The 24,760-nt window shown below is 70.1% G+C and carries 18 protein-coding genes and 1 pseudogene; 7 read left to right on the top strand and 12 right to left on the bottom strand.

Features of this window, described 5'->3' with window-relative positions:
* Position 1: 1 nt before the first annotated feature.
* The 6 genes from rph to clpS all read right to left on the bottom strand — a co-directional run bounded on the left by rph (position 2) and on the right by clpS (position 4,438).
* Positions 2–790 carry a ribonuclease PH gene (gene rph / locus ACWDUD_RS16255; protein ID WP_450109959.1) on the bottom strand — a complete coding sequence of 263 codons (789 nt, stop codon included), beginning with the start codon at positions 788–790 and terminating at the stop codon, positions 2–4.
* Positions 791–811: 21 nt separating this feature from the next.
* Positions 812–1,573 (bottom strand): cyclic nucleotide-degrading phosphodiesterase, encoded by a 762-nt coding sequence (locus ACWDUD_RS16250; RefSeq protein ID WP_248674002.1) that lies wholly within the window; start codon positions 1,571–1,573, stop codon positions 812–814.
* Between the two features lie 146 nt (positions 1,574–1,719).
* On the bottom strand, positions 1,720–2,346 hold the full coding sequence (locus tag ACWDUD_RS16245) for a rhomboid family intramembrane serine protease (RefSeq protein WP_197256203.1): 627 nt from the start codon (positions 2,344–2,346) through the stop codon (positions 1,720–1,722).
* A gap of 46 nt (positions 2,347–2,392) precedes the next feature.
* Entirely contained in the window at positions 2,393–3,502 is a 1,110-nt protein-coding gene (locus tag ACWDUD_RS16240; protein ID WP_450109958.1) for a P1 family peptidase, read from the bottom strand.
* A complete protein-coding gene (aosR, locus tag ACWDUD_RS16235; protein WP_450109957.1) occupies positions 3,499–4,077 on the bottom strand; it encodes an oxidative stress transcriptional regulator AosR in 579 nt (192 codons plus the stop codon). Before aosR ends, ACWDUD_RS16240 begins: the two co-directional genes overlap by 4 nt.
* A gap of 25 nt (positions 4,078–4,102) precedes the next feature.
* On the bottom strand, positions 4,103–4,438 hold the full coding sequence (gene clpS / locus ACWDUD_RS16230) for an ATP-dependent Clp protease adapter ClpS (RefSeq protein ID WP_197256209.1): 336 nt from the start codon (positions 4,436–4,438) through the stop codon (positions 4,103–4,105).
* Positions 4,439–4,506: 68 nt separating this feature from the next.
* Between clpS and ACWDUD_RS16225 the strand changes: the two genes are divergently transcribed.
* Genes ACWDUD_RS16225 through ACWDUD_RS16215 form a run of 3 tightly spaced genes read left to right on the top strand, consistent with a single transcriptional unit; the run spans position 4,507 to position 8,481 of the window.
* The gene (locus tag ACWDUD_RS16225; RefSeq protein ID WP_307846540.1) at positions 4,507–5,841 is read left to right on the top strand and encodes a nicotinate phosphoribosyltransferase; all 1,335 of its coding nucleotides are present in this window, start codon (positions 4,507–4,509) and stop codon (positions 5,839–5,841) included.
* Positions 5,842–5,846: 5 nt separating this feature from the next.
* A complete protein-coding gene (locus ACWDUD_RS16220; RefSeq protein WP_450109956.1) occupies positions 5,847–6,425 on the top strand; it encodes an isochorismatase family protein in 579 nt (192 codons plus the stop codon).
* Between the two features lie 25 nt (positions 6,426–6,450).
* Entirely contained in the window at positions 6,451–8,481 is a 2,031-nt protein-coding gene (locus ACWDUD_RS16215; RefSeq protein ID WP_450109955.1) for an ATP-dependent DNA helicase, read from the top strand.
* Positions 8,482–8,521: 40 nt separating this feature from the next.
* Here ACWDUD_RS16215 and glgP read toward each other — a convergent pair whose 3' ends face one another.
* Positions 8,522–11,101: an alpha-glucan family phosphorylase gene (gene glgP, locus ACWDUD_RS16210; protein ID WP_450109954.1), complete on the bottom strand. Its 2,580-nt coding sequence runs from the start codon at positions 11,099–11,101 to the stop codon at positions 8,522–8,524.
* 232 nt (positions 11,102–11,333) lie between these two features.
* Between glgP and ACWDUD_RS16205 the strand changes: the two genes are divergently transcribed.
* The 3 genes from ACWDUD_RS16205 (at position 11,334) to ACWDUD_RS16195 (ending at position 17,063) form a co-directional block, all read left to right on the top strand.
* Positions 11,334–13,346 carry an alpha-1,4-glucan--maltose-1-phosphate maltosyltransferase gene (locus tag ACWDUD_RS16205; protein ID WP_248673994.1) on the top strand — a complete coding sequence of 671 codons (2,013 nt, stop codon included), beginning with the start codon at positions 11,334–11,336 and terminating at the stop codon, positions 13,344–13,346.
* An 86-nt stretch (positions 13,347–13,432) separates the two neighbouring features.
* Positions 13,433–15,586: a 1,4-alpha-glucan branching protein GlgB gene (gene glgB / locus ACWDUD_RS16200; protein ID WP_231610882.1), complete on the top strand. Its 2,154-nt coding sequence runs from the start codon at positions 13,433–13,435 to the stop codon at positions 15,584–15,586.
* A gap of 28 nt (positions 15,587–15,614) precedes the next feature.
* A complete protein-coding gene (locus ACWDUD_RS16195) occupies positions 15,615–17,063 on the top strand; it encodes a metallopeptidase (RefSeq protein ID WP_450109953.1) in 1,449 nt (482 codons plus the stop codon).
* 72 nt (positions 17,064–17,135) lie between these two features.
* Here ACWDUD_RS16195 and ACWDUD_RS16190 read toward each other — a convergent pair whose 3' ends face one another.
* A complete protein-coding gene (locus ACWDUD_RS16190) occupies positions 17,136–18,023 on the bottom strand; it encodes a tetratricopeptide repeat protein (RefSeq protein WP_450110007.1) in 888 nt (295 codons plus the stop codon).
* Positions 18,024–18,116: 93 nt separating this feature from the next.
* Positions 18,117–18,476, bottom strand: coding sequence for a DUF3817 domain-containing protein (locus ACWDUD_RS16185; RefSeq protein ID WP_420752989.1), 360 nt, complete (start codon positions 18,474–18,476; stop codon positions 18,117–18,119).
* 302 nt (positions 18,477–18,778) lie between these two features.
* On the opposite strand from ACWDUD_RS16185, the gene ACWDUD_RS16180 reads away from it, so the two are divergent.
* Positions 18,779–19,897: an alpha/beta hydrolase gene (locus ACWDUD_RS16180; RefSeq protein WP_450109952.1), complete on the top strand. Its 1,119-nt coding sequence runs from the start codon at positions 18,779–18,781 to the stop codon at positions 19,895–19,897.
* Between the two features lie 95 nt (positions 19,898–19,992).
* Here the strand turns inward: ACWDUD_RS16180 and ACWDUD_RS16175 are convergent, their stop codons facing one another.
* From ACWDUD_RS16175 to ACWDUD_RS16165, 3 genes and pseudogenes are all read right to left on the bottom strand, one after another.
* Entirely contained in the window at positions 19,993–20,769 is a 777-nt protein-coding gene (locus tag ACWDUD_RS16175; RefSeq protein WP_450109951.1) for an alpha/beta fold hydrolase, read from the bottom strand.
* Between the two features lie 167 nt (positions 20,770–20,936).
* Positions 20,937–24,221 carry a protein kinase domain-containing protein gene (locus ACWDUD_RS16170; RefSeq protein WP_450109950.1) on the bottom strand — a complete coding sequence of 1,095 codons (3,285 nt, stop codon included), beginning with the start codon at positions 24,219–24,221 and terminating at the stop codon, positions 20,937–20,939.
* A 259-nt stretch (positions 24,222–24,480) separates the two neighbouring features.
* A pseudogene (locus ACWDUD_RS16165) lies at positions 24,481–24,760 on the bottom strand (acetyl-CoA C-acyltransferase); the annotation flags it as partial.

Here is a 24,760-nt window from a genome sequence, read left to right as displayed (position 1 = left end):
GTCAGGCCCCGAACTTCTTCTTCACGGGTTCGACGATCTCCGGCTCGGGAAGCACCCCCGGGTACGGCTGCTCGAGCACCTCACGCTGGATGCGGCACAGTTCCTCGATGCCGGCGAGCGCCGAGTCGAGCAGCCCGTCGAGCGTCGAGCGCGCGAAGGTCGCGCCTTCACCGGTGCCCTGGATCTCGACGAGGGTGCCGGTGTCGGTGGCGATGACGTTCATGTCGACCTCCGCGCGCGAGTCCTCCTCGTACGGCAGGTCGAGGCGGATACGGCCGTCGACGACGCCGACGCTGACCGCCGCGATCTGGCACGAGATGGGCTGCGGATCGGTGAGGCGGCCCGCGGCGCGCAGCCAGGTCACCGCGTCGCACAGCGCGACGTAGGCACCGGTGATCGCGGCGGTGCGGGTGCCGCCGTCGGCCTGCAGGACATCGCAGTCGAGCGCGATGGTGTTCTCCCCGATCGCCGCCAGGTCGATGCAGGCGCGCAACGAGCGGCCGACGAGTCGGCTGATCTCCTGGGTGCGTCCGCCGATCTTGCCCTTCACCGATTCGCGACCGCTGCGGGTGTGGGTGGCAGCCGGCAGCATCGCGTATTCCGCGGTGAGCCAGCCCAGGCCCGATCCCTTGCGCCAGCGCGGCACGCCTTCCTCGACGCTGGCCGTGCACATGACGCGGGTCTGCCCGAATTCGACGAGCACCGAGCCCGCGGGGTGATTGGTGAATCCTCGGGTGATCCGGATGTCGCGGAGCTGATCGTCCGCCCTGCCGTCTTCTCGTGTGGTCACCCGACGAGCGTAGGCGATCGGTCAGATGCGGTAGACGTCCCCGGCGGAGACGGCGTGCACCGGGCCCGAGTACTCCGCTTTCGCTTCGGCGATGACGTCCTCGCGCGACGTCCACGGCGGAATGTGGGTGAGCAGCAGCTCCCCGACCCCGGCCCGCGCGGCGACCTGGCCCGCTTCGGTGCCGGACAGGTGCATGTTCTCCGGTCGTGCCGCGGGGTCGTGGGTCCACGACGCCTCGGCGAGCAGCACGTCGGCGCCGCGCGCGAGGTCGACGACCTCGTCGCACATGCCGGTGTCGCCGGTGTACACGAAGGTGCGGCCGGAGTCGCTGGTGATGCGGAACCCGTATGCCTCGGGCGGATGGTTGACGCGACGGGAGCAAACGGACAGTGCCCCGAAGCGGAAGTCGCCGCCGTCGGTGAGGGCGTGGACGTCGAGGGTGTCCGACACGTCGTCGACCTCGCCGGCGCATTCGGCGGAGGCGACGCCCAGCCGGTGTGCGGCGTCGCCGGGCCCGTACAGCGAGACGCGGCCTTCGGGTCGGTTCGGGGAATAGCGACGCCACACGAGCAGACCGGGGATGTCGAGACAGTGGTCGGCGTGCAGGTGCGAGAGCAGGATGGAGACCTCGCCGGGATCGGCATGCCGCTGGAGTGCGCCGAGGACGCCGGGACCGAAGTCGATCACGAGCGGCGGGGTGTCCGGGGCGGTAAGCAGGTAGCCCGACGCCGGAGAATCGGGCCCGGCGACACTGCCCGAGCAGCCCAGAACGGTCATGCGCATAGAGGTCATGCTGCCACGTCGCACGTCCTCGTTGAAGCAGAGCCCGATTACGACCCGGCAACTCACAGTTACACGAACAATGTGACGTGGAGGTCGGGGAGGTGAACGGATCGTCTACGTCTCCGATCCGGAGGGTCCGCCGCTCCTCAGCGCGGCAGCGTGCCGGGCGGGATCGCTGCCCGGCGGGCCCGGCGGGCGTCGGCGGAGAGGACCCACGCGGCGAGGACACCGCCGATCGCCCCGAACAGATGACCCTGCCAGGACACGTGGGGGTCGCTGGGCAGCACTCCCCACAGCATGCTGCCGTAGACGAGCAGCACGACGACACCGATGACGATCTGTCCGGTGTGCCGAGTGAACCAGCCGCGGACGATCAGGTAGGTCAGCCAGCCGAACACCAGTATCGACGCACCGATGTGGATGTAGCCGGGACCGGCGAACAGCCAGGTTCCCACTCCCCCGACGATCCAGATGATCGCGGTCGCGGCGAGGCCCCGGGCGATCCCCGACAGCAGCACGAGGAATCCGAGGACGAGCAGCGGCACGGTGTTCGCCGACAGGTGCGCCCAGCCGTCGTGCAGCAGCGGCGCGAACAGCACTCCCGACAGGCCGTCGATGGAGCGCGGTGCGATCCCGGCCGCGTCCAGGTCCGCGGAGGTGACGGAGTCGACGCCTTCGATCCCGTAGAGCAGTCCGACGAAGCCACCGATCCACAGGGCGGCACGTTGCCACATCGGCCGGGTCACGGCGCCGGTTCCGGTCGGTTCGGTCATGGGTCCATTGTGCTGTGCGCGGCGGCCGCGCGCCGCGATGCGACGGTCACCGCGCGTCGAACGCGGTGCCGTACACGTCGCGATAGGAGGGGATGCCGGCGAGCCCGGTCGCGCTGAGCAGCGCGTCGACGATCGCCTGTTGCACCACCTCGGCCGCGGCCTCGCACACCGCGGCGAGCACCGGCAGCTCCGACGCGAACGCGTCGGGCAGCAGTCCGGGCGCGGGAAGATCGGCGGTGCCGGTGGACAAGGCGAACAGGGTGTCCCCGTCCAGTGGTGAGTGGGCCGGACGGATCGCGCGGGCCAGGCCGTCGTGCCCGGCGACCGCGACGCGGCGGCACGCGGCCGTGCTCAGCGTCGCGTCGGTCGCGACGACCCCGATCGTGGTGTTCAGGACGGTGCCCTTGGCCCCGAGCAGGCGGCCGGTCTCGAGGTCTGCGGCGGTCGGTGCGGTCAGTCCGAGCGCTGCCGCCCGGCCGGGTCCCAGTCCCCAGGGCAGGCCGGTCTCGGGGTCGACGACGGACCCGACGGGGTTCGCGACGACCAGGGCCGCGACGGTCGCCCCGGCCGCGGCGCCGTCGCCGATGCGGACGCTCGCGGTCCCGACCCCGCCTTTGAGGCTTCCCGCGCGTGCACCGACGCCGGCGCCGACGCAGCCGCGCGGGACGCTCGTCGCTGCGTGCGCGGCCGCGGTCGCGGCGTATCCGCTGTCCGCGGTGGGCCGGGTCGACCAGTCCCCCACCGGCAGGTCGAAGATGACGGCTCCCGGGACGATCGGCACCACGAGCGGTGTCTCGCCGTCGAGGCCCATCACGATGCCGCGACCGTGTTCCTCGAGCCACCGCATTACCCCGTCCGCGGCGGCGAGGCCGTAGGCGCTGCCTCCCGTGAGCAGCACCGCGTCGACGCGTTGCACGGAGTGGCTGGGGTCGAGGAGGTCGGTTTCGCGGGTGCCGGGTCCGCCGCCGCGGACGTCCACGGCCCCGACCGCGGCCCGGTCGGCGAGAACGACGGTGCACCCGGTGGCGGCGCCGGAACCGGGCACGCCGGGCGCGGCCACGGTGACGGTGTCGTCGAGGAGGTGGTGGTGTCCGACGCGCAGGCCCGCGATGTCGGCGAGGGAATCGGTGGGGCCCGGTGACAGCGTCGGGCTCACGGCAGCAACGCCTGCACCAGCGAGTCCTGCATCCAGGTCAGCCAGTGATAGACGTCGAGGTGCGGCGCGCGGGGATCGTCCTCGTCGAGGGCGTCGGGGGTGTCGGCGTCGATGCCGAGGGTGGTGCCGAGCGCGAGGCGCACGTCGTTGAGCCCGTACAGCCAGGCTTCGGCCTGCTCGGGGTTGAGCACGACCTTGCCGCCGGTTTCCGGGACGGTCCGCAGGATCACCGCGCCGGCGGCGAGTTTCGCGTCGATGATGTCCGGTTCGTGGAGGCTGCGCAGGGCACCGTTGAGGTCGGCGGCTTCGTCGTCGGGATGCCTGGTGCTGTCGGCGTCGGCCCGGTGGAAATCCGGCAGCAGCCGCGCGAGGGCGGGCACGTCGGGCGGAGTGGAATTACCGGTGCGCAACCCGGTGATCACGGCGAGGTCGTCCTGCGGGGTCTCGGCGGCGCGTTCCTCGAGCATGCCGAGCACCGAGGCGACCAGGGATCGCAGGACCGACGCTTCGTGCGCGTCCATCTCGGACCGCAGTTTCACTCCGCTGAGCGAGTTCTTCCTGCTCCACTGACGCACGTCGCCCGGCTCCTCCTGTCGGTGCTCATTCGTCGCGCTGCATGGTGGCCCACAGGCCCGCCGCATGCAGGCGCTGGACATCGTGCTCCATCTTGTCACGCGACCCACTGGAGACGACCGCTTTGCCCTCGTTGTGCACTTTGAGCATGAGCTCGGTGGCCTTGGCCTTGCTGTACCCGAAGAGCTTCTGGAAGATGAACGTGACGTAGTGCATCAGGTTGACCGGATCGTCCCAGACCACGGTGACCCAGGGCCGATCCACCGCCTCGATTTCCTCGACGATCTCGGCTTCCGCCGGCATCGCCTGACCTGCCGCCATCACCGGGACGTCGAACGGTTTTGTCGTGGAACACGGCGCCATGTTTCCAGGGTACGGCGTTCCCGCGCGGTGAAAAACCCGCCTCGGCATCCGCAATCTAAGGTGATCGGGTGGCTGCAGACCGTATCGACTCCAACACCACTGGCCCCGTGAGCACCGCGCTGTTCACCGACATGTACGAGCTGACGATGCTCGAGGCCGCGCTCGCGGACGGTACCGGGCATCGGCCGTGCGCGTTCGAGGTGTTCGCGCGGCGACTGCCCGCGGGCCGTCGGTACGGTGTCGTCGCCGGGACGGCCCGTCTGCTCGACGCCCTCGCCTCCTTCCGGTTCGGTGACGCCGAGCTCGACGTCGTCTCCCGGTTCCTGTCGCCGTCGACGGTCGAGTGGCTGCGCGCCTACCGCTTCTCCGGAGACATCGACGGTTACGCGGAGGGTGACTTCTACTTCCCCGGCTCGCCGATCCTGTCGGTGCGCGGCTCGTTCGCCGAGTGCGTGCTCCTCGAAACCCTGGCCCTGTCGATCCTCAATCACGACAGCGCGATCGCGTCGGCTGCGGCCCGCATGGTCAGCGCCGCGGACGGGCGCACCATGATCGAGATGGGCTCGCGCCGCACCCACGAGGAGTCCGCGGTCGCCGCGGCACGCGCCGCCTACCTGGCCGGGTTCGACTCGACGTCGAACCTGGAAGCGGCACGGCGCTACGGGATTCCGGCCGCGGGCACCGCGGCGCACGCGTTCACGCTGTTGCACACGACGACGGCCGGCCGCAACGAGGAGTCCGCGTTCCGCAGCCAGATCGAATCGCTCGGCGTCGACACCACGCTGCTCGTCGACACCTACGACATCACGGCGGCGGTGCGCACCGCGGTCGAGGTCGCCGGTCCGCAGCTCGGCGGGGTCCGCATCGACTCCGGTGATCTCGGTGTGCTGGCCCGGCAGGTCCGCGAGCAGCTCGATTCGCTGGGTGCGACCGGCACGAAGATCGTCATGTCCGGTGACCTCGACGAGTACGCGATCGCGGGACTGCGCGCCGAACCGTGCGACGTGTACGGCGTCGGGACGTCGGTGGTGACCGGTTCCGGCGCCCCGACCGCGGGCATGGTCTACAAGCTGGTCGAGGTCGACGGCATCCCCGTCGAGAAGCGCAGCGCGCACAAGCAGTCGCGGGGCGGCGCCAAGCGCGCGGTGCGGTTCGCGCGGCCGACGGGCACCCTCACCGAGGAAGTGATCTACTCGGCGCACCTGCCGGCACCGACCGGTGAGGGCACCGCGCGCGAGCTGATGGTGCCGCTGGTGCGCGGTGGCGAACTCGTCGAAGGGCTTCCTACCCTGGAAGAGAGCCGGGCGTTCCTGGCGGCCGGCTTGGTGAGCCTGCCGTGGGAAGGCCTGATGTTGTCCGAGGGCGACCCGGCAGTTCCCACCCGTTTCGTCGGTCAGGGGTGAGGACGATGACACGCGCTCTGATCATCGTCGACGTACAGAACGACTTCTGCGAGGGCGGTGCGCTCGCGGTCGCGGGCGGTGCCGCGGTCGCGGCGGACATCAGCAACTACGTTGCCGAGAACTCCGGCCTCTACGCCCACGTGGTTGCGACCCGCGACCATCACGTCGATCCGGGCGACCATTTCTCCGAGGAACCCGATTTCGTCGATTCGTGGCCGCCGCACTGCCGGGTCGGGACGGCAGGCGCCGAGTTCCACCCGAACCTGGACCTCACGCGGGTCGAGGCTGTGTTCTCCAAGGGTGCGTTCGAGGCCGCCTATTCGGGGTTCGAGGGCACCGGTGAGGTCGGCGAGTCGCTCGCCGACTGGCTGCGCGAGAGCGGGGTCACCGCGGTCGACGTGGTGGGCATCGCCACCGATCACTGTGTGCGCGCGACCGCACTCGATGCCGTCGAAGCCGGTTTCACCACCCGCGTCCTGTTGCGCTACACCGCGGGTGTGTCCGATGTGACGGTCGAGGCGGCGTTGGAGCGGCTGCGCGCGGCGGGCGTTGAACTGGTCGGTCAGGTCGGCGCACGAACCTGACGGTGGGGACCGATACCCTGACCCGGTGCCCGAACTCCCCGACGTCCCCGAACTCCTCCGGACCGCGGTACACGCGTTGGGGGGCACGGAGCGGCGCAACCAGCTGACGATGGCGTCGGCGGTCGCGCACTGCCTCGACACCGGGGAGCACCTGGCCGTGCAGGCCGGCACCGGTACCGGTAAGTCGCTGGCCTACCTGGTGCCGAGCATCCGCTATGCCGTGCGCACCGGGCGCACGGTGATCGTCTCGACGGCGACGATCGCGCTGCAGCGGCAACTGGTGGACCGCGACCTGCCGCGCCTGGCCGACGCCCTGCACGAGTCGCTCGGGCGGCGCCCGCGCTTCGCGATCCTCAAGGGTCGCGGAAACTACCTGTGCCTCAACAAGATCCACACCGGGCTGGCCGAGGAGCCGCCGGTCGGCGAGCAACTGTTCGACGCGTTCGCGCTCTCCCGGATCGGCCGGGAGGTGCGGCGCGTCACCGAATGGTCGTCGAGCACCGAGACCGGCGACCGCGACGACCTGACCCCGGGCGTGTCCGATCAGGCGTGGCGGCAGGTCAGCGTCACCGCCCGCGAATGCCTCGGCAAGGCACGGTGTCCCGTCGGCGAGGACTGCTTCGCGGAGATCGCGCGCGCCGAGGCCTCCCAGGTCGACATCGTCGTCACCAACCACGCGCTGCTCGCGATCGACGCGATCACCGGCATCGCGATCCTGCCCGAGCACGATGCGGTGATCATCGACGAGGCACACGAACTCGTCGACCGGGTGACCGGGGTCGCGACCGCGGAACTGTCCGGCGGCACGATCTCGGCGGCCGCGCGCCGCTGCACCAAGCTCGCCGAGGACGAGGACGTCGACAAGCTCGAGAGCGCCGCCGAGAACTGGGAGATGCTGCTCGAGGAACTTCCGCCCGGCCGGTGGGATGTGTTGCCGGACGGGGCCGCCGCCGCGCTCGCGGCGGTGCGGGACGCCGCGTGGTCGCTGCGCACGGCCGTCGGTCCGGCCAAGCCGGGGATGGACGCCGAGGCCGCCGCGGCACGCACCCAAGCGGTCGCCGAGGTCGACGAGGTGCACGACGGCGCGGTGCGCGTGCTCACCGCGTTCGACGAACCGGACCCGGCGAAACGGCAGGACGTGGTGTGGCTGGCCGCCGACGAGTTCCGCGGTGCGGTGCGCCGCACGGTGCGGATGGCTCCGCTGTCCGTCGGCGGGCTGCTGCGGTCCCGGTTGTTCGGTGAGGCGACGGTCGTGCTCACCTCGGCGACGTTGACGGTCGGCGGCTCGTTCGACGGCCTGGCCGTGAACTGGGGACTGCCCCCGCAGGCGCCGACGCGCAGCGACACCGGCGCGGCATCCGGCATCGAACCCCCGTCCGACGACGGCGACCTGAAGTGGAACGCCCTGGACGTCGGGTCGCCGTTCGACCACGCCAAGGCCGGCATCATGTACATCGCCAAGCACCTGCCGACCCCGGGACGCGACGGCCTGTCCCCCGCCTACCTTGACGAGATCACCGAGCTGATCACAGCGGCCGGTGGCCGCACGCTCGGGTTGTTCTCGTCGATGCGCGCCGCGAAGGCCGCCACCGAGGCGGTGCGGGAGCGGCTCGCCACCCCGGTGCTGTGCCAGGGCGACGACGCGACCGGTGCCCTCGTCGAACGGTTCGCGGCCGACGAGGCGACCTCGCTGTTCGGCACGCTGTCGCTGTGGCAGGGCGTCGACGTGCCGGGGCCGTCCCTGTCGCTGGTGATCATCGACCGCATCCCGTTCCCGCGGCCCGACGACCCGCTGCTCGTGGCGCGGCAGCGCGCCGTCGAATCCCGCGGCGGCAACGGGTTTCTCGCGGTCGCCGCGAACCACGCGGCGCTGCTGCTCGCCCAGGGCGTCGGCCGGCTGCTGCGCAGCACCAGCGACCGCGGGGTCGTCGCGGTCCTCGATCCGCGGCTCGCGACGGCCCGATACGGCGGTTACCTGCGCGCGTCGCTGCCGTCGTTCTGGGAGACCACCGACCCGGAGATCGTGCGCAAGGCACTGACCCGGCTCCGGGACTGACCGCATCGGGTCGGCCTGCCGGTGCCGGGCCGCACCCGGCCTACGGCAGCACGACCAGCCCGAGTTCGGCGGGCGTGGCGAGCAGCTCGTGCTGCGGCAGCACCCGGACCGTGTATCCGACCGCACCGGCGAGCGGCAGCGCGACCTCCGCCTCGAACACGTCGCCGGTGCCGTCGGTGCCGCTGTGCCGCATCGGCGTGGTCGTGATGTCGCTGAGGGTGTCGTCGACACCCACCCGGCCGATCACCACCTGCACCAGCACGTCCGCGGGGTTCAGCCCGCCGAGGTGCACGTGCGCGGTGAGCGACAGCCGCGCGCCGATCTCGGCGCTGTCGGGCAGCCCGTCGCTGTCGACCTGCGCGACCCGCACCGACGGCCACGCCGCCTCGATCCGGTGCCGGTAGTCCGCCAGCGCCTTCGCGCCGGTGAACCCGTCGGCGACGACCGCGCGGGCCGCCTCGGCGGCCGGGGCGTAGTACTGCACCGCGTAGTCGCGGACCATGCGCGACGCGAGCACCTTCGGCCCGAGGTTCTCGAGGGTGTGGCGCACCATCGCGATCCAGCGGGTCGGCACCCCGTCGGTGTCCCGGTCGTAGAACCGCGGCAGCACGGACCGTTCGAGCAGCTCGTACAGGGCGCTGGCCTCGAGGTCGTCGCGCCGGTGTTCGTCGACGACCCCGTCGGCGGTCGGGATGGCCCAGCCGTTCTCCCCGTCGTACATCTCGTCCCACCAGCCGTCGAGGATGGACAGGTTGAGGCCGCCGTTGAGCGCGGACTTCATCCCGGAGGTGCCGCACGCCTCGAGCGGACGCAGCGGGTTGTTGAGCCACACGTCGCAGCCCCAGTAGAGGAAGCGGGCCATCGACATGTCGTAGTCGGGCAGGAACACGATGCGGTGCCGCACGTCGTGCCGGTCCGCGAACCGCACGACCTGCTGGATCAGCGCCTTGCCGCCGTCGTCGGCGGGATGGCTCTTGCCGGCGACGACGAGTTGCAGGGGCCGGTCCTCGTCGAGGAGCAGCGACCGCAACCGGTTCTCGTCGCGCAGCATGAGCGTGAGCCGCTTGTAGGTCGGCACGCGCCGCGCGAAGCCCACGGTGAGCACGTTCGGGTCGAACACCTCGTCGACCCAGCCGAGTTCGGCAGCGGTGGCGCCGCGTTCGATCCAGGACGCGCGCAGCCGTCGCCGCACCTCCGCGACGAGTTGCCCGCGCAGCGTGTTGCGGGTGTCCCACAGTTCCTGCGACGGAACGGTCTGCAGCAGTTCCCAGCCGCGGGCCTCCTCGACCCGGTCGGGACCGGCGAGCCGGTTCGCCAGGGCGATCCATTCGCGGGCGGCCCAGGTGGGGGCGTGCACGCCGTTGGTGACCGAGCCGATCGGCACCTCGTCGGCGTCGAAGCCGGGCCACAGCCCGTCGAACATGCCGCGGCTGACACGGCCGTGCAGCGCGGAGACGCCGTTGCTGCGCTGACCGAGCCGCAGACCCAGGTGCGCCATGTTGAACACGTGCGGGTCGGATTCGCGGCCGAGCGCGAGGATCCGGTCGACGGTCAGGCCGGGCAGCAGCGACGACTCGTTCTCCCCGTTCGGTCCGGAGAAGTAGTGCCGCACCAGGTCGATCGGGAACCGGTCGATGCCGGCGGGGACCGGGGTGTGGGTGGTGAAGACGGTTCCGGCGCGCACGGCCGAGAGTGCTTCGTCGAAGTCGAGGCCCGTGGTGGTGACCAGTTCGCGGATGCGCTCGGCGCCCGAGAAACCGGCGTGGCCCTCGTTCATGTGGAAGACCTCGGGGTCGGGCAGCCCGTGGATGCGGGTGTAGGCGCGCACGGCCCGCACGCCGCCGATGCCGGCGAGGATCTCCTGCTTGATGCGGTGGTCCTGGTCGCCGCCGTAGAGGCGGTCGGTGACACCGCGCAGTTCCTCGTCGTTGGCGGCGATGTCGGAGTCGAGCAGCAGCAGCGGCACCCGCCCGATCTGTGCGATCCACACGCGCGCGGCCAGCTCGCGGTTCCCGGGCACGGTGACGGTGACCAGTGCGGGACTGCCGTCGGATTCGGTGAGCAGCCGCAGCGGCAGACCCTGCGGGTCGTAGGCCGGGTAGTGCTCGCTCTGCCAGCCGTCGGCGGTCAGGGACTGCCGGAAGTAGCCGGAGCGGTACAGCAGTCCGATACCGACGAGCGGCAGCCCGAGGTCGGAGGCCGCCTTGAGGTGGTCACCGGCGAGGATGCCGAGGCCACCGGAATAGTTGGGCAGGACCTCGCTGACACCGAATTCCATGGAGAAGTAGGCGATCCCCGTCGGCATGTCCTTGCCGCGGGCCTGCTGTTGCTGGTACCAGCGCGGCCGGGCCAGGTACTCGTCGAGGTCCGCGGCGGCGGCATCGAGCCGCTGCACGAAGTCGGGGTCGGCGGCGAGTTCGTCGAGCCGCGACGGCGGCACCTCGCCGAGCAGCCGGACCGGGTCGTGCCCGACGAGTTCCCACAGGGCCGGGTCGACGGTGGCGAACAGGTCCTGGGTCGGCGGATGCCAGGACCACCGCAGGTTGGCGGACAGTCTTTCGAGCGCGGCCAGCCGCTCAGGAAGGTGGGCTCGTACGGTGAACCGACGCAAGGCTTTCACCCCGCGAAGACTACCGAGTTTCCGGCGTTTCGCGAGGCAACGGGCTGTGACGTCCGTCCGGGTGCCGAACCGCCGCCGGGCGGGCCGGTGAGCGCCCCGCGGATTCCCGCGCGGGACAGGCAAACCGGCCGCATGGTCGGCCCTGAATCCGCACCTCGATTACGGTTGAGTACGAACCCACCGCGTGGTTCGCGTCCGGTTCCCCACCGGCCCGACACGGAACGGAGTACATGTGACAGGTCGTCTCGCCATCGACGACGTCCAGCCCCAGATCGCGGGTGGACGCTATCCGGTCAAGGCCGTCGTCGGCGAAGTCGTGCCGGTGTCCGCGGTGGTGTGGCGGGAGGGGCACGACGCGGTCGCCGCGACACTCGCCGTGCGCGGACCGGGGACCGATCCGGAGACCGAGGGCAGGCTCGTCCGCATCCCGATGGTGCCCGGGACGATGCCCGACACCTTCCACGCGACGTTCACCCCGACCAGCCCGGGTACGTGGAACTACCGCGTGGAGGCGTGGAGCGATCCGGTGACGACCTGGCGGCACGCGGTGGATGCGAAGATCTCCGCCGGTCAGGGCGCCGAGGACCTCGCGAACGACCTCGAGATCGGCGCCGCGTTGTTCGAGAAGGCCGCGAAGACGGTGCCGCGCGGCAACCGGCCCACGCTGCTCGCCGTCGCCGCGGCGCTCCGGTCGCCGCGGGCGCTCGCGGAACGGGTGGCGCCGGCCTTCGCCGCCGACATCACCGAGATCCTGCGCGCGCATCCGCTGCGCGAGCTGGTCACCCGCGGGCGGGCGTACACCGCGCTCGCGGACCGCCGACGCGCCCTGTTCGGCTCCTGGTACGAGTTCTTCCCGCGGTCGACGGGCGGCTGGAACGAGGACGGCACCCCGCGGCACGGCACGTTCGCGACCGCCGCCGCGGATCTGCCGCGGATCGCGGCGATGGGCTTCGACGTGGTGTATCTGCCTCCGATCCATCCGATCGGCAAGATCAACCGCAAGGGACCGAACAACAGCCTCGTCGCCGGCCCCGGGGACGTGGGTTCGCCGTGGGCCATCGGATCCGACGAGGGTGGCCACGACGCGATCCACCCGGAACTGGGCACCGATCGGGACTTCCGCGACTTCGTCTCCCGCGCAGCCGAACTCGGCCTCGAAGTGGCATTGGACCTGGCTTTGCAGTGCGCGCCCGACCATCCGTGGGCGGCGGAGCATCCCGAGTGGTTCACGGTGCTGCCGGACGGCACCATCGCCTACGCGGAGAACCCGCCGAAGAAGTACCAGGATATCTATCCGGTCAACTTCGACAACGACCGCGACGGCATCTATGCGGAGGTGCTGCGCGTGGTGCGGCACTGGGTCGACCGCGGGGTGAAGATCTTCCGGGTCGACAACCCGCACACCAAGCCCCCGGACTTCTGGGAATGGCTGATCGCCGAGGTCAAGCGCACCGATCCCGACGTACTGTTCCTGTCCGAGGCATTCACCCGGCCCGCCCGCATGTACGGGCTGGCCCGCCGCGGATTCACCCAGTCCTACACGTACTTCACGTGGCGGGAAACCAAGTGGGAACTCACCGAGTTCGGGCAGGAACTGGCCGCGAAGGCGGACGAGGCCCGGCCGAACCTGTTCGTGAACACCCCGGACATCCTGCACGAGACGCTGCAGCGCGGCGGCCCCGGCATGTTCGCGCTGCGCGCGGCTCTGGCCGCGACCCTCGCCCCGACGTGGGGGATGTACTCCGGGTACGAGCTGTACGAGCACGTCGCGCTGCGACCGGGCAGCGAGGAGTACCTGGATTCGGAGAAGTACCAGCTGCGGCCCCGACGGTTCGAGGAGGCACGCCGCCGCGGTGAATCGCTGGAACCGTGGATCGCGGCGCTGAACCGGATCCGCCGAGCGCATCCGGCGCTGCAGCAGCTGCGCAACATTCATTTCCACCACATCGACAACGACGCGCTGATCGCCTACTCGAAGTTCGATCCGACGACGGGAGACGCGGTGCTCACCGTCGTCAACCTCGATCCGTACGCCGCCGAACAGGGCACTCTGTGGCTGGACATGCCGGCGATCGGACGCGACTGGCACGAACACCTCACCGTCCACGACGAGGTCAGCGGGGAGGAATACCACTGGGGCCAGGCGAATTTCGTGCGACTCGAGCCGTGGCGGGCCGTCGCCCACATTCTCGTGTTGCCCCCGATCGGGGTGCCTGCGCGCACCACCCTCGCCTACAGGAGGTAGCCGTGACCCCGGAGAAAGGTTCCACCCCGAACCGAGCGGACTCCCCCGCCGTCTCGACCCGCCGGCACGCACCGGCACCCGAGGATCTGGCGCGCCTCGCCGCCGGTGAACATCACGACCCGCATTCGATTCTCGGGGCGCACCCGCACGCGGAGGGCACCTTGATCCGCACGCTACGTCCCGGCGCGGAGAAGGTCGCGGTCCGCATCGGCGGCGTCGACCACCCGCTCGAGCCGGTCGGGTCCGACGTGTTCAGCGCGCTCGTTCCGGTGCACGATCCGGCCGACTACCGGCTGGTGGTGACCTATCCGTTCGACCACACCGTCGTCGTCGCCGACGGTTACCGGTTTCTCCCGACGCTCGGCGAACTCGATCTGCACCTGTTCGCGGAGGGCCGCCACGAACGGCTGTGGGAGATCCTCGGCGCGCACCCCCGCTCGTACGACACCCCGGACGGCACGGTCACCGGCACGTCGTTCGCGGTGTGGGCGCCCGGGGCGCGCGGGGTGACGGTGACCGGCGACTTCGACATGTGGGGCGGACGGACCGCACCGATGCGGGTGCTCGGGTCGAGCGGCGTGTGGGAACTGTTCGTCCCCGACGTCCACCCCGGCGCCCTGTACAAGTTCCGGGTGCACGGTCGCGACGGCTCGGTGCGCGAGAAGGCGGATCCGATGGCCTACGCGGCCGAGGTCCCGCCCGCGACCGCGTCGGTGGTGACGACGTCGCGGCACACCTGGCAAGACGACGAGTGGCTCGAAGCGCGGGCAGGCTCCCAGCCGTGGCAGGAACCGATGAGCGTCTACGAGGTGCATCTCGGATCCTGGCGGCCGGGCCTGGGCTACCTCGAACTGGCCGACCAGCTCGCCGAGTACGTGACCGAGACGGGGTTCACCCACGTCGAGCTGCTCCCCGTCGCCGAGCATCCCTTCGGTGGCTCCTGGGGTTACCAGGTCACGTCGTACTACGCCCCGACCTCCCGGTTCGGCACGCCGGACGAGTTCCGCGAGTTCGTCGACCGGCTGCACCGGGCCGGGATCGGCGTGATCATGGACTGGGTTCCCGCCCATTTCCCGAAGGACGACTGGGCGCTCGCCCGGTTCGACGGGAGCCCGCTGTACGAGCATCCCGATCCCACGCGCGGCGAGCAGCTCGACTGGGGCACCTACGTGTTCGACTACGGCCGGCGCGAGGTCCGCAACTTCCTGGTGGCCAATGCCCTCTACTGGGTCGAGGAGTTCCACATCGACGGCCTGCGGGTCGACGCGGTCGCGTCGATGCTGTACCTGGACTACTCGCGGCCGCACGGTGGCTGGACCCCGAACATCCACGGCGGTCGCGAGAACCTGGAGGCGGTGGCATTCCTGCAGGAACTCAACGGCACCGTGCACAAGCTGCATCCGGGTGTGGTCACCATCGCCGAGGAGTCCACGGCGTGGCCCGGGGTGACGCGCCCGACCAACGTGGGCGGGCTCGGGTTCGACATGAAGTGGAACATGGGCTGGATGCACGACACGCTCGGCTTCGTCTCCCGCGATCCCGTGCACCGCACCTACCACCATCACGAGATCACCTTCTCGCTGATGTACGCGTGGAGCGAGAACTTCATGCTGCCGATCAGCCACGACGAGGTCGTACACGGCAAGGGCACGCTGTGGACCCGGCTACCCGGCGACGACTTCACGAAGGCAGCGGGACTGCGCACCCTGCTGGCGTACATGTGGGCGCACCCAGGCAAGCAGTTGCTGTTCATGGGGCAGGAATTCGGGCAGGTCGCGGAGTGGTCGGAGGAACGGGGCCTGGACTGGTGGCAGCTCGACGACGAACACACCGGTGCTCTGCACGGCGGGATCCGGCAACTGGTCGGCGACCTCAACCGCACCTATCGCGACCATCCCGCGCTGTGGACGCTGGACACCTCCCCCGGCGGGTACTCGTGGATCGACGCGAACGACGCGGTGAACAACGTGCTCAGTTTCCTCCGGTACGGCAGCGACGGCTCGATCGTCGCGTGCCTGTACAACTTTTCCGGGAGCACTCACGCCGACTATCGTGTCGGATTACCCGAAACGGGTCGGTGGGTGGAAATCCTCAACACGGATGCGACCGCCTACTGCGGCAACGGGACCGGAAATCTCGGTGCCGTGACGGCGACGGCGCACTCCTGGCACGGGCGCCCGGCATCGGCTCGGGTGACCCTGCCCGCCCACGGTGCGATCTGGCTGGCACTGCACCGGTGACCGCGGTCCTCCGACGACAGGAGCGATCGTGACAAGGACGGGCTGGGCTGCGCGGTTGGCGCTCGGAGCGCTGGCGACTGCCCTGCTGGCGGGGTGTGCGGGCAAGGTCGAGGGCACTGCCGTCTCGATCTACGACAACCCCTTCACCGTCGCCGGTCTGCCCGTGTCGTCCGGCCCGTCCGGTCCCCGAGGTGGGGTTCCGGACGCGGAGGTCACCATCGTTAACGGCGACGGCGGCGAGGTCGACGCCCTGGTGGGCAACGCGATCACCGACATCGAGGCGTACTGGGAACGCACCTTCGGGTCGATCGCGAAGGGGTCGTTCGAACCCGTCTCGACGCTGCTGTCCTGGGATCCGTCCGAACGGCGCGGACCCGATTTCTGTGGCGAATCCACCTTCGACTTCATCAATGCCGCGTACTGCGCCGGCGACGACGTGATCGGCTGGGACCGGGAGTTCCTGCTGCCCGAACTGATCGACACGTTCGGTCCGATGTCGGTGGTGATGGTGCTGGCCCACGAGTACGGGCACGCCATCCAGTACAAGTCCGGCATCGTCTCCGACGACGACCCGGGCATCGTGTTCGAGCAGCAGGCGGACTGTTTCGCCGGCGCGTTCATCCGCCACGTCGCCGAGGGCAACGCGGAGCACTTCCAGCTCAACACCTCGGACGGGCTCAACTCGGTGCTCGCGTCGATGGTGCTGTTCCGCGACATCGATCCCAACGATCCCGATGCCGTTCACGGTTCGGCGTTCGAGCGCGTCACCGCCATGCAGATCGGGTTCTCCGACGGCGCCCGCTCCTGCACCCGCATCGACGCCGCCGAGATCGAGTCCCGCCGCGCCGATCTTCCGCAGTTCTTCGACAGCAGCGACGACGGGGAGCTTCCCGTCACCGCCGACTCCGTCCAGCAGATTCTGCGCTCGTTCGACCACGTGTTCGATTTGTCGTCGCCGCCCGAGCTGGATCTGTCCGGTTCCGATCTCGGCTGCCCCGACGCGAAGGCGACCGCACCGGTGTCCTACTGCCCGGCGACGAACACGATCGGCGTCGATCTGGAGGAGCTCGCCGAACGCGGGGCTGCTCCCGAATCCGGGTCGGGTCCGTTCGAGGCGGACGTCCGCGGCGACTACAACGCCTATGTGCTGCTCGCCTCGCGATACGCGCTCGCAGTGCAGCGGGAGGCCGGGGCATCGTTGACCGACCCGCAGACCGCGCTGCGGACGGCGTGCCTGGCCGGCGCGATCAGCGCTGCGCTGAGCCCGACGAACACCGACCTGACGAACAACCCGGACGAGGACCTGGTGTGGTTGTCACCCGGGGATCTCGACGAGGCCGTGTCCGGTCTGCTCAGCGACGGTCTCGCCGCGAGCGACGTCAACGGCAACACCATTCCCAGCGGCTTCGCGCGCGTCGACGCCTTCCGCACCGGTGTGCTCCGGGGTGAGGCGGGCTGCACCGGCCGCTACCACTGACGGCAGTGACAACAGGCGAACGGCCTGGCCACGGCAGTGCCGTAGCCAGGCCGTTCGCCTGAGTGCCGGTGTTCAGTACAGCGCGGACGCCAGCTTCCGTCGCGCGGCGACGACGAACGGCTCGGCGGGATCGAAGAGCTCGAACAGCTCCAGCAGCCGGGTGCGCGCGGCCGTCTTCTCGTCCCCGGCGCTGCGGGCGACGAATGCGATCAGCCGGGCGAAGGCCTTCTCCGGGTCCTGCGCGAACAGCTCGGCGTCGGCGGCGGCGAGCTGGGCGTCCAGGTCGGCCGGCGCGGCGTCGGCACGCTCGATCGCGTCGGCGGGCACCTCCTGGGCGCGCGCGAGGAACCGCACCTGGCGCACCGCGGCGAGCGCCTCGGTGTTGTTGGGCTCGGAGTTGAGGATCAGGTTGTAGGCGGCTTCGGCACCGGCCAGGTCGCCGGCGTCGAGCGCCTGCTCCGCCGCGACGAACCGCGGGTCGGGCGGGGTCTCCTGCGGTTCGCCCGTCGGCGGACCCGACAGCTTCCCGGCAACCGCGTTCTGGATCGCGCCGATCCATTCACGCAGCGCCGACTCGGGCTGCACCCCCTGGAAGTCGGCGAGCGGCTGGCCGGCGGCGATCGCGACGACCGTCGGCACCGATTGGACGCCGAACGCCTGGGCGATGCGCGGGTTGGCGTCGACGTCCACCTTCGCGAGCACCCAGGTGCCGCCGCCCTCGTGCGCGAGCTTCTCGAGGACCGGGGACAGCTGCTTGCACGGCTGGCACCAGGTCGCCCACAGATCCACGATGACCGGGACCTGCATGGAACGCTGCAGCACCTCGGCCTCGAACGTGGCCTCGGTGACGTCGATGACGGGCGCGAGCCCACCGGGGGCGGCGCCGTCGCCGGACGGGGGCGGGGGTGGGGGCGCGGACGCCCTTTCCTTCAGCGGTGCGAGATCCACCGCGCCGGAGATCGCCGCTGCTGCCGCGGCGGAACGTGCTGGACGGGAACCGGGTCGAGTCACGCCGTCCAGTCTGTCACGTTTCGGGGGTAGCTCGCCGCCCGGTCAGGACAGTGCGGGTTCGGTTTCGCGCGCCGCGGAATCGGAAAGCTCGCCGAGGCGGCCTGTGCGCACCGCCCAGCGCTCGAAGACGACGGTGCCGAACGGCGGGACACTCGAGACCAGCGCGAGGAAGGTCGTCTTCAGGTCCCACTTGAGCGACCACGCGGTTGCGAGCGCGACGACGACGAACAGCATGAATCCGGCGACCCCGTGCACCATGCCCGGAATGCGGATGGCCTCCTCGTGTCCGAGCACCCACTTGAAGAACATCGCGATCAGCAGGGCCAGCCAGGTGATCGCTTCCCAGATCGCTACGAGCCGGAATCGCTTCGCGGGGGTGGACAGGTCGAGGAGGTTCGTCATGGTCGCCATTGTGCCCGAGTCCTACGACGACCCGTCGTTGCCGTGAGAGACGTCACCGTCCCGCCGCGGTGCGCCGGGGACGGTGACGGGTGTAAAGGCCACTGCACCTGTAGAGGACGCTGCACCGGCCGGCGCATCCCCCGTGGGCGAGAAACAGGTACCTCACGCGGGTCATTCGACCGGTGCGGGACCTTTCGCCCCACGCGACCATATGTCCTGCCAATGAGCTGCCACCCATCGCGAATTCCGGGTTCTCCACTGCTCCGACACCGCTCGCCGACGCACTCCGGACCGGCCCTCGCATGACCGCACGGAAGGGACTTGCACCGATGACGACGATCGCGACGACCGGCCGGCCCCTGGAGCCCCACGATGTGGGCGGCGGTGGCGCGCAGGAGGGGCCAGGAGTCCATCACCGGCCGACACTCGTGCATCGGCGGCATTTCCCGGGTACCAGCGTGCAGGCGCGACTCCTGTCCCGATCGGTCCGGATGACCCTGCGCCCCGTGCTGTCACTGTGGGCGCGCGCGTCCGCACTGCCGTGGCCTGCCGACTTGATCGACTCGGTGGGAAATCTGTTGCCGCCGATCGACGGCACCCGATGCCGGCCCGCGCAGCTCCCGAACTGCGAGGGACTCTGGGTCGAAGCCCCCGACGTCGGTTCCGACCGCGTCGTCCTCTACTTGCACGGCGGCGCTTTCCTGTGCTGCGGAGTCCGCACCCACCGGCGGCTCGTCTCGCGAATTTCCGCCGAGGCGCAGGCGCCCGTGCTGATGGTCGACTACCGCATGCTGCCGGCCCACTCGATCGACGACGCGATCGACGACAGCGTCGACGGTTACCGCGCGCTGCTGGCCGCGGGCTGGCGTCCCGAGCAGATCGTGATCGCGGGCGACTCCGCGGGAGGCTACCTGTCGTTCATGGTGCCGCTGCGCCTCCGCGACGAGGGTCTCCCCGCGCCGGCCGCGGTCGTGGCACTGTCGCCGCTCACGGAGTTGGATCCGGGTCGCAAGCTGGCTCACCCCAACGCGGATCGATGCGCGCTCCTACCGGTCAGTGCCGCGGCGGAACTCTTCAGGCTGGCCCGGCACATCGAGGCACGGAAAGCCACGGACCCGGGCGCGCAGGCCCGGATGTGCCCGGTGGATCACGATCTTCGCGGCATGCCCCGCACGCTGATCCAGGTCGGATCGGACGAACTGTTGTTGCCGGATGCCGAAGTGATGGCCGAGCGGCTGGCCGCGGCCGGCAGCGAATGCGACCTGCAGATCTGGGAGCAGCAACTGCACGGGTTCCAGTCGGCAGCCGATCTCCTGCCCGAGTCCAGGCGCGCGATCACCGAAATCGGCCTGTTCATCCGGCATGCGGTCCCGGACGGACAGTTCGGCGCGGGGCGTCCGGGTGACCCCTTCGATTCGTGACCGCGAGGCAGTGAGGGCAGCGCAGCGCCCGCGTGTCGGATGACAGGTCGCCCGGGACGAGTGGTCTCAGGCCCGGCGAGCGGCGAGACCGGTACTCATTGCTCGCCCCTGGTCGGCAGCCAGTCGAGGACGGTCCGCATCGCGTTACCGAAATAGTCCGGTGCGGTGATCGGCCAGTCGTGGCCTCCCGCGACCGTGAAGACCGGTGGCCGCCCCAGGGAACCTCGAAGAGCTTCGAGACGCGCGCGGGTGACCAGGCGGTCTCCGCGGCTCCACAACAGCGACACCGGCAGGTCTCCTCCGGCGATCCGGTTCAGCTCGGGTACCAGGTACCCGCCCGAAGTGACCGGAGCGCTGGGCCGGATCGGCCGGGGATCTCGGACGCTGTTGCAAATGGTGGCCGTGTGACGTGGCAGGACGGTCGTGGCACGCATCCGGAGCGGCAGGGACTTCCTGTCACCGAGCTGGGACCCGGCACTCCTGATCTCCGGCCACGGCCCTCCGCCCACCGAGTTCACCAGGACGAGGCGTGCAACGCGATCCGGATCCGCGTCGGCGGTCTGGATGGCGATCGCTCCCCCGAACGAGTGCCCGACGAGAGTCACGGGACCGAGATCGGCGGCGTCCAGGAACCGACCGAGCCAGGCAGAGCAGTCCCGCAACGTCCGTCGATCGAGTGGACGGCCCGCCACTCCAGCGAAGCCCGGTATCAGCGGGGCGTAGACACGGAAACGGCGGGCAAGCCGTTCGAGGGCGTGACGGTACGTCAAAGGTGTCGATCCCCCACCCGGAACGAAGACCAAGGGAGATCCTTGTCCGAGCACGCCACACACCCCCGTCCCGGCGTCGAGTCGAACAGTTGTCCAGGGCATCGCCGCAGGGTGATCGGCGGCTGGGGTGATCGGCGAGAGGTGTCGGTGCTGCATCGGGTCGGCCTTCGATCGAAACGGTGAGGCGAGTCACACGATGCCGTCACCGCCGCGCGGAAGCGACGGCCGAAATACCTGGAGACATACCTGTATCTGCAGGTTCCCGGTGCCTAGTCGTGCGACTGCTCCGCAACCCAGGCCGCAACCTGTGCCCGGGAGGTGAATCCGAGTTTGGCCAGAATGTGCTCCACGTGACCCTGTGCGGTGCGCGGGGAGATCACCAGGCGACGGGCGATGGCCTGATTCGTCAGGCCTTCCCCGATGAGGTCCGCGACCTGGCGTTCCCTCTTGGTCAATCGCGCCGGCTCATCGGTTCTCGACGGGGAGGCGGCCGGTGGTCGCTCGTGGAGGGCGTAGGCGATGGCCGCGTCGAACCCGAGTTGCTCACCTTCCCGATGGGCGGCCTCGAAGGCCCTGTCGCCGAGTGTCTCCCGGGTCCTGCGGGCACATTCGTCGTGGTGGACAACCAGTGTCGAGTGAATGATCGGAGAGATGCCGACCTCCTTCGCCAACCCGTCCGCGGCGCCCATGAGAACGGCGGCCCGACGCGCATCGCGTCGGTCGAAGCTGATCCAGGCCAGCGCCTCGAGGCAGGCTGCCACGTTGTGGGGATTGCGGACCTGCCGGGAAATCTGCAGTGATTCTTCGAGGATCGGGACCGCTCGATCTGCGTCACCCTGCTGCCACAGAACAACTCCGAAGGCGAACAGCGAATACGTTCTGTAGATCTTCTCCCCGTGCATTCCGGTGATCTCGAGGGCCCGCTCGTGGCATTCGATCGCCTGCTCGGTCAGTCCGGACAGCCCGTAGGCCGTCGCAAGTGCGACCAGGGCGGAGATCTCGGACGCCCGTTCTCCGCATGCGCTGAACCCTGCACGGGCGGATTCGAACTGGGAACACACATGTTCGAGATCACCGCTGAGGAGACCGAGCGTGCCTTCGGCGAAGGACACGTACGCGCGGATCAGGGGGTCGGTGGTCTGCGCGGCGAGCATGCGTCCTTGCTCGACGAGCGCTGCCCCGACGGGGAAGTCCCCCAGGAAGCCCACCACCACGCTCGCCGTGTAGATCGCCTTGACCCATTCGAAGGTGAGTGGGCCGCTGTAACGAGCCAGCAGCCGGTCGTACCAGCGCCACGCCTCGCTGTAGAGGCCCTGGGAGGTCCAGAACCTGAACAGCGCGGCGGCGATCCGCAGCCCCGCGGCAGGATCGTCCTCGAGACTGAATTCGAGGGCCTCGCGCAGGTTCGGTTGTTCCTGTTTCAGGCGGGCGATCCAGTCGAGCTGACGGGCGCTGATCCAGTCGGCTTCCGCCTCCAGCGCCATCGCCTCGAACCGGTCCCGGTGCCGGCGACGCACGGCCACGGCCTCACCGGACTGCTCGAGCTTCTCGGCGCCGTAGTCCCGCAGCGTCTCGAGCATCCGGAATCGCACCACCGACCCGGTTTCCTCCCGGATCAGGATCGACTTGTCCACCAGGGAGGTCAGAGTGTCGAGGACCTCCCCCGCCGCCAGACCCTCGCCGCACACCTGCTCGGCCGCGTCGAGGTCGAAACTGCCCGCGAACACCGACATCCGGCCCCACACCAGTTGTTCGGTTGGGGTGCACAACTCGAAACTCCAGTCGATGCACCACCGCAGGGTCTGCTGCCGCGTCGGCACACCCCGGCTGCCGCGGGTCAGCAGGACGTAGCGGTCGGTCAATCGCTCGAGGATCTGCTCGGGCGACAGCGCCCGCAATCGGGCCGCGGCCAGCTCGATCGGGAGCGGTAACCCGTCGAGCCGGTGACAGATCCGTGCAACCGTCGCCGCGTTCTCCTCGGTGAGCGAAAAACCCGGCACGGCGGCTGCAGCCCGGTCGACGAACAACTTCACCGCATCGAAGCGGGACAGCGCCCGTACCGAGGACGGCCCCTGCTCCGGGTCCGGCACCGCCAGCGGAGGAATAGCCAGCACCGCCTCCCCGCCGAGCCCCAACGGCTCACGGCTGGTGGCGAGAACCCGCACTCCCGGACACCGTCGCAGCAGCAACTCCACCAGATCGGCGACCGCGTCGACCACGTGCTCGCAGTTGTCGAGCACCACCAGCATCTGCCGCGGGATCAGGAACTCGACCAGCACCTCCCACCTCTGCCTGCCCGACTGATCCCGCAGCCCCACCGCCGCGGCCACCGCGTCCACCACCGCCGCCCCGTCGTTCAGCTCACCGAGCTCGACCAGCCGCACCCCGTCGGCGTAGTCGCGCTGCACCGCCGACGCCACCCGCACGGCCAGCCGCGTCTTGCCCACCCCGCCGATCCCGGTCAACGTCACCAGCCGCGAACCGGTCAGCAGGTTCTTCGCCGCGGTGAGCTCGTCCCGGCGGCCGACGAAACTGGTCAGATCCAGCGGCAGATCACCGGTCGCGCCCGCCGGAACGGACACCGCGAACCCACGGCCCGGCGGTACTCGCTCGGCATCCCCGAGTGACCCGGGTCCTCCGACCCCGCCCTCGCTCTCGGTGGGCAGGGCCATCTCGTCGACCGGGAAACCGTGGTGGCGCTGCAGCAGCCGCAGCTCCTCGCCGAACTCGGCGGCCGTGGCCGGACGCTGGTCCGGGGTCCGGGCCATCGCCCGCGCAATCAGGGCGGACACGTCCTCGGGGATCCCGTGCTCCCGCAGGTCGGGTACCGGTTGCGAGGTGATCCGCAGGAACTGCGCGACCACCTGCTCCCCGCTGAGCCGTTCGAACGCGGCGTGGCCGGTCAGCGCACTGAACACGGTGGCGCCGAGACCGTAGACATCGGCCGCCGGGCCGGGCGGATCCCCGGCCAGCACCTCCGGCGCGGTATAGGCCGGCGACCCGGTCACGGTGCCGGTGGCGGTGCGGAAACCGCCGGCGACCTGCGCGATACCGAAGTCGGCCAGCTGGGGTTCGTCGTAGTCGGTGAGCAGAATGTTCGCGGGTTTGACGTCGCGGTGCACGATCCCGAGGCGGTGCGCCGACTCGATCGCACCGGCCATCTTCACCCCGAGCCGCAGGGCCTGATCCAACCGCAGCGGACCCCCGAGGCGGATCCGCGCTTCCAGGGACCCGTGCCGGTGGTACGGCATCACGAGATAGGGGCGGCCGCTGCCGGTGGTGCCGACCTGCAGGATGTGGACGATGTTCGGATGCCCGGTCAGCCGGCCCATCGCCTGTTGCTCCCGGAAGAACCGCGCCCGGTTCTCCTCGTCGAGGTCGACGGTGAGCACCTTGACCGCCACCGTGCGATCGAGGCCCGTCTGGGTGCAGCGGTAGACCGCCCCGAACCCGCCGCGTCCGATCACCTCGACATCATCGAAACCGGCGCCGGCCAGCTCCCCTGCCGGGTCGGCCGGGAACCTCTGTGTGTCGACCGGATCCGCGTCACTCATCGGAACGTGCTACTCACTCCGCCGACTCGCAGTTCCCGCGTGCCGGTCCCGACGGCTCGACCGGCGCACGTTCCCTCCGTGACGCCACCTCCCGAGGCGTGCTCTTCAGGATATAGCCACGTGCTGGTCCGCCACGGGCCTTCGACAGCCCGGAACGGCGGAGGACCTCCGGCGGTCGGAGTCGTGAGACTCGTCACGCCGAAGGTCCTCATCCGGAGCGCACGTCGTGTGCCCTCCGCAGCCTTGTGGAAGCCGGGAACTACGCCTTGGGCACGCGCACGATCAGGGCGTCACCCTGACCGCCACCACCACACAGTGCCGCGGCACCGACCCCGCCACCGCGACGCTTCAGCTCCAACGCCAGGTGCAACGCGATCCGCGCCCCGGACATCCCCAACGGATGCCCCATCGCGATCGCCCCACCGTTGACGTTCACCTTCTCCTCATCGATCCCCAACTCCCGCGCCGAGACGATCCCCACCGCCGCGAACGCCTCGTTGATCTCCACCAGATCCAGCTCGGCCGGATCGATCCCCTCC

This window comes from Rhodococcus sp. NPDC003382, from assembly GCF_053589135.1.
This window is presented reverse-complemented; position numbering and strand designations above follow the sequence as displayed.